We start from the raw sequence: 5439 nt of genomic DNA, 5'->3' as shown, positions 1-5439 counted from the left end.
ATGCTACGCACGTTTTTGATGACCTTTTCAGCCACCACCTTGACTTCTTCCAGCGTTCCCCCTGCCTGGGCTTTGGCTCCGGCTATTTTATGTACGAAGACCGTACCGGCTATACCCCTTCTGCCAAGGATTAACCTCTTGTAGTAGGACTTCAGTATCGGGTCGTGCAGGCGGGATGTACCGGCGGCAATCCACAAAGCTCGCCGCAGGTACGGCGAGCCCCGTTTGGACAAATGGGCACGCGTGCCCTCAAAGGTTCCGCTTTGATAGACGGTGGCATCCAACCCGGCATATGCCCTGAGCTTTTTAGCGTTCTCAAATCGCCTAATGTCTCCGATTTCGCCAAGGATAGCAGCACCGAGAACTGGTCCAACGCCTGGAACGGAGAGGATCAATTGGTGTTCTTGCATTAGGTTGGTAATGACCTCATCCAGTTGCTTGACCTGATTCATAATGAATTCTAATTGCTCCAAGAGAAGCCGTAGCTCCAAGGTAAAGGCGTCTAGGCCATACCGGATACCGAAAGAATTGGCGGCTCGCTCCTTAAGTTGCTGGGCTTTATCTAGATAGAGACGCCCGTTGCTGTATTTCCTTAGCAATTCGGCAAGCTCGCTCAGGTCCGCATTGGCTAATTGTTCCGGGTCAGGGTAAGTCTTGAGGACCTGGATGGCCGCCTGCCCGAATGCGTTACCAAAGCATCCCGGGAACTCGGGGAAAATGCGGTCGAGGATGCCCAGGATGCAGCGTTTAATATCACCTACGGTTTGCATAAACTCAACCCGTAGGCGGGAGAGTTCGCGTGGACTTAACCAGAGGCTCATCGGGAATTTTGGTTTCCGTAAAGCGTCCGAAGCGTAATACCTCAGCGACCAGGAACGAGTCTTTGCGGTCGTTCTTAGTCACGCGGATATAAAGGTTGCGAAGGCTATCGGACTGGATGGGGTTAATAACCTTGACCGTACAGCCAGCCGCCGTCAAGAAAGTGTATAAGGGTAGCCAATAATGGCCGGTGGCCTCGAGCCCGTAAACAACTTCGCTCGCTCCAAAAGAAGCAACCCGTTGCAGCAATTTTTCTACGCCCTTAGGTGAATTGTTAAAGACCAGCGAACCGCCTAGCTGCTTACCAGTTTCATCAAGGATGGAGGCTTCATGCTTGCGCTTGCCCACGTCGATACCCACATAGATAACTGACACGGGATCACCTCCCAATGGGTTTATGGTGGGGTCCCACGACCTCTACGGGTCACAGCCTTGTGGGTCAGACGGGCTACAAGCAGAGCTTGTCCCAACCTACTTAATCGTGATCATCCCGTAGAGGTGGGGGCCTCAATCTAAGGTTCGGGCTTTTCCGCCCAAGGGGGTAGTTAGATTTGACCCCACCAACGGGATGAAATTTCGGTGATTAACTGTAATATCCTGCTACCTCTATACTACAAGGGGGTGTGGTCAATGAGACAATACACCGAGGAATTCAAAGAGCAAATCTTGGCTGAATGCCAGGAGGTTGGTAACGTAGCCCTGATCGCCAGGCGTCACCAAATCTCCGAGAACACTATCTATACTTGGATTAAAAAGATGCGTAAAAACGGCTCTCTAAAGCCTCTCCCCAAAGCCGAAAAACAACGCTAAAGATGCTCGAAAAAAGGCTTAAAGCAGTTAGAACCGAAAATGACCGGCTAAAAAGGCTCTTGGCAGAAAAGGAGCTAGAGCTAGCTATTCTTAGAGAACTGAGGGATAGGGTAAACCTCGGCTTACGACAAAGTCGCTATAGCAGAAAAATGGATTTCCCAAGGGTAAACGCCTGCCTTGTTCTCGGCTTTGTCGGCATCCCCCTTTCTACCTACTATGCTTTTAGAACAAGGCGAACCCAGGAAAAATCTGAACTCCAAGAAGGTGATGCTTCTAGCAAAGTATAATGGACCCAGAAAACTAGACACGAAAAATGGGGGTCCTAAGCATCAGAATGGGTAATAGGAAACAATATCCAGCGGAGCTTAAGGCTAAAATCGTACTGGAAATTCTCAGGGAAGAAAAATCCATTTCCCAAATCGCTTCCGAATATGGTATCCACCCTTCCCTTCTAAACAAGTGGAGAAATGTGGCGATACAAAAACTGCCTTCCCTCTTCACCGATGAAACGAAAAGTATTGAAAACATGAAATCCGAGTACGAGAGGAAAATCCAAGACCTCTACGCAGAAGTCGGCCGTTTAACCACTGAGCTGACCTGGCTTAAAAAAAAGAGTGGCCTCTGAGCTTAGCCGGGATGAGCGCTTTGGTTTGGTGGAATGGGGTCATCCAGAACTATCTATTAAAAAGCAAGCCGAGCTCTTAAGCCTAAACCGCTCTAGCTTGTACTACCACCCAGTGCCCCCTTCCCCAGAAGAAATAGCCATAAAACACCGCATCGACGAAATATACACCGAGTTTCCCTTTTCCTGACTTTGACACTTCATCTGCCATAAACCCTAATAAAATGGGCATATTTCGAACTAAATTTGTACATTTTAGGACTACAAAATAGCCCTTTCAAAATTAAAGGGTAAACTCTTCTGCGGGAATCACATTTTTTGGGGGTTTGATTCGGAGGATACGCAGAATCTTACTGCTCAGGTCTGCAGCTTTGGTCTTGATGAAAAACTTATTCTGCTCAATCTCAACCTCAGCAAAGTTCATGGAATTCAAAGCTTCACGAATCTTATCCGGGGAGGCCGTCTCACCAGCTTTTTTCAGTTTGAATTCCAATGTTCTTTCCAGCAGGAAGGCCAAAAAGCAAATTAAGAAGTGCCCTTTAATCCTCGGCTCTGTCCAATGAAAAACCGGCCTGACCTCCAGAGTACTTTTCATGATCCGGAATGATTCTTCGATCTTCCATAAGGTATGATAGGCTTCCAGAGCATCCTGGGGTTTTATGTCCTGCTCATTGGTCTGGATACCGTAGTAACCATCAAACCGTTCATCCCTGGCTATGGCCTCTTGGTCCAGATACCAGACCTCTTTGCCGGAATTTTTGAGGTATTTCCTACCACCGCGTTTGTTGCTGGCCGTAATCTTGGATTGATCTTTTAAAAGCAGTTTGGCCTTTTGAATGAGCCTTTCTCGGTCTTTTTGGTCTTTTCTGGCTCTTTTAGACGAATATGTAATGATAAGTTTTTCTTTCAGTTCGCAGGTCTTACCGTCTTGTTTGAATCTGTTAATGTGGTCTATTACTTTGTAGAGGAGCTTTTCGTCCTGATCAGACTCCAGTTTGATATAACCTTCTGGGTCAAAGACCTGTTCCTCTATCTTTCTGCCCATGTTCTTGATCCGGGCGGCAAAGATGTAGCTGTAGTTTCTATCGACGATTCTTTTCAGGTTCAGCTTGCTGTTGATACCCCGGTCAGCTACTATGATGACCCTGCGAATACCAAAACGCTTCTCTAACTTCTCAAGTGCCGTATCCAGGGTCTTGCCATCAAAGGTATTGCCGGGAAACAGTTCATAGCCGATAGGGCGGCCTTCACAGTCAACCAAGAGACCCAATACTACCTGGACTTCATTGAACTTCCCGTCTTTGCTGAAACCGAAATCTCTCAGGGTATCCGCTTTGACGCTCTCGAAGGAAAAGGTGGTTACATCATAAAATACTACGTCTACCTGCATATTGAAGAGGTTTCGGTTTTTATGAAACATCAATTCTTCCAGCTGCTCTTTCTGGATATGGATGATGTCCAGTGCACGGTACAGGTGGTGCAATTCTACATTCGGCAGCTGCACATAATACCCTTGGTTGGCATAAGTGGCTAACTTGCTCTTCGGCTGTAAAAGATGCTGGATGACCATGAGAAAACAGGCATCATTCAAGTTGAACTGGGTTTTACCTTTTTCTTTTATCCGGGTCAGTATCTTATCAAGTTCAAACACCTCCCAGATTTTTTTGTAGACGAGATAACCCCAGTTCACTATCCTTGCATCGGAAAAGCTTTCTAGGTCAATCACTTTCTTTGCCTTGGAAAGCTCTAACAGCCTCATTCCAAGACGTTGGAAGCTGGGGTTGTTCTCTATCTCGTCTAATCGACCCAGATTCAGAAGCGCCCTATGTTTTACGTTTTTGCCCTCTCGATAGGATTCTACAAGCTGTGCGTATTTGTATTTTCCTGATTTGGTAATTTTGATGAACATGAGTGCATTATACCACGTATAAGCTTTATAGTCAATTATAACTGGAGTTATTATTATGAAATATTGCCACTACATTTTTATGAGTTCAAAATATTGTATGCCCATTTTTCAAGGGTTACAAGCCCCTATATCGAAAAAAATCGCTCGCAACTGTCAAACTCGGGAGGACATGCGCCGATTTCTTCAACGATTTCCGGAAAATTTTTATTCACCCAGGAGTTGCAAACCGGGCAGTAATATGTTATTTTATTCATGCTTTTGGGAGTTGCTCTCTCGATGTTTCGGTATTCAAAAACTCGAGAGAGCTTTTGTATTTAGAACCTGCCAAACTGCAACTGTGGTAATTTCCCCCTTTTTATTTCTCCGAAAATAGCTGAATCCCTGTCAGTCTAAAATATTTTGACTGGACAGGGATTTTTAATCCAGATTAAAGTGACCGGGAACAGGCTACCTGCCGGAAAAGGCAAAAAACCTCCTACCAAACTTTTTCCTGTGTTTTTCTTTTTCTTTTCTGTAGGATTTGATTCATTGGCATTGGTTTTTGAGGTCTTTGGCAACAACCCCATTCTATTTTACATCTACAGTCTCGTTCCTCCTGAATGATCGCTAGTTCTTTTTTCAGGCGGCGGTTTTCTTCTTCAAGATCGGTACCGCGCATCTGTTTCCCTAACCCGGGAAAAGCTCGTTCTCCATACTTTTCTTGTTCTCTGCGCCACCTGTTGCGCATGCTGCTGTTGATACCCAGGTCACGGGCAATCTGGCTGGCAGTTTTGTCGCTGGTGTGGCATAGCTCGACGGCATTGCGCTTGAACTCTTCGTCATATTTTCTTCTTTGCTCCCCCATGGACACAACGCCTTCTTACTCTGATTATACACTCTTAACTCTGTGTCCTACAAATCGGGGGATGGGCAAAGGGGTAGAGGAGTTCTACGAAACGTTCCAGAGTAGGAGCTACCTCGTTTCTACAGTCAACGATAGTTCCTCTCCCCACGTTTGGGTGGGTGGAGTGCCACCAATATTAACATTCGCGTTCGTTTGTGGCGTATGAAACCAGGCAATGGTATCGCCGGGGAAACCGTGGCCCAAGGCTATCTCATCTCCCCGCGAGAGCACAATACGTGGCTCGTTTATTCCTATCACATTCTGAACCCCTGCGGAGGTATCACACTGGACCCATCCGAAGCCTGGCAGATAGAATTCGGACCAAACGTGTCCCAACATTGTTCTCTTCTGGGCGCTACCGCTGACAAAGCGGCCCTGATAACCCGTGTGCAGGCC

Annotated in this window: 7 protein-coding genes; 2 read left to right on the top strand and 5 right to left on the bottom strand. The window is 46.6% G+C overall.

Annotated elements, in window-relative coordinates:
- Nucleotides 1-770 (bottom strand): transposase (locus HPY90_RS14700; protein ID WP_287195619.1); only part of this gene is annotated, 770 nt, incomplete at its 3' end.
- 4 nt (nucleotides 771-774) lie between these two features.
- Entirely contained in the window at nucleotides 775-1194 is a 420-nt protein-coding gene (locus HPY90_RS14695) for an IS110 family transposase (RefSeq protein ID WP_287195617.1), read from the bottom strand.
- 255 nt (nucleotides 1195-1449) lie between these two features.
- Here HPY90_RS14695 and HPY90_RS14690 point away from each other — a divergent pair, with 255 nt between their 5' ends.
- Nucleotides 1450-1629: a transposase gene (locus tag HPY90_RS14690; protein WP_287195616.1), complete on the top strand. Its 180-nt coding sequence runs from the start codon at nucleotides 1450-1452 to the stop codon at nucleotides 1627-1629.
- Between the two features lie 334 nt (nucleotides 1630-1963).
- Nucleotides 1964-2254: a transposase gene (locus HPY90_RS14685; protein WP_287195614.1), complete on the top strand. Its 291-nt coding sequence runs from the start codon at nucleotides 1964-1966 to the stop codon at nucleotides 2252-2254.
- Nucleotides 2255-2534: 280 nt separating this feature from the next.
- Here HPY90_RS14685 and HPY90_RS14680 read toward each other — a convergent pair whose 3' ends face one another.
- From HPY90_RS14680 to HPY90_RS14670, 3 genes are all read right to left on the bottom strand, one after another.
- Entirely contained in the window at nucleotides 2535-4160 is a 1626-nt protein-coding gene (locus tag HPY90_RS14680) for an IS1634 family transposase (RefSeq protein WP_287195612.1), read from the bottom strand.
- A 475-nt stretch (nucleotides 4161-4635) separates the two neighbouring features.
- A complete protein-coding gene (locus tag HPY90_RS14675) occupies nucleotides 4636-5004 on the bottom strand; it encodes a transposase (RefSeq protein ID WP_287195611.1) in 369 nt (122 codons plus the stop codon).
- A 108-nt stretch (nucleotides 5005-5112) separates the two neighbouring features.
- Nucleotides 5113-5439 (bottom strand): hypothetical protein (locus HPY90_RS14670; protein ID WP_287195609.1); only part of this gene is annotated, 327 nt, incomplete at its 5' end.

Origin of the sequence: Syntrophothermus sp. (genome assembly GCF_013314835.1) — a bacterium.
Lineage (GTDB): Bacteria > Bacillota > Syntrophomonadia > Syntrophomonadales > Syntrophothermaceae > Syntrophothermus > Syntrophothermus lipocalidus.
The sequence above is the reverse complement of the archived record's forward strand: the minus strand, read 5'-3'. Positions and strand labels throughout refer to the sequence as shown.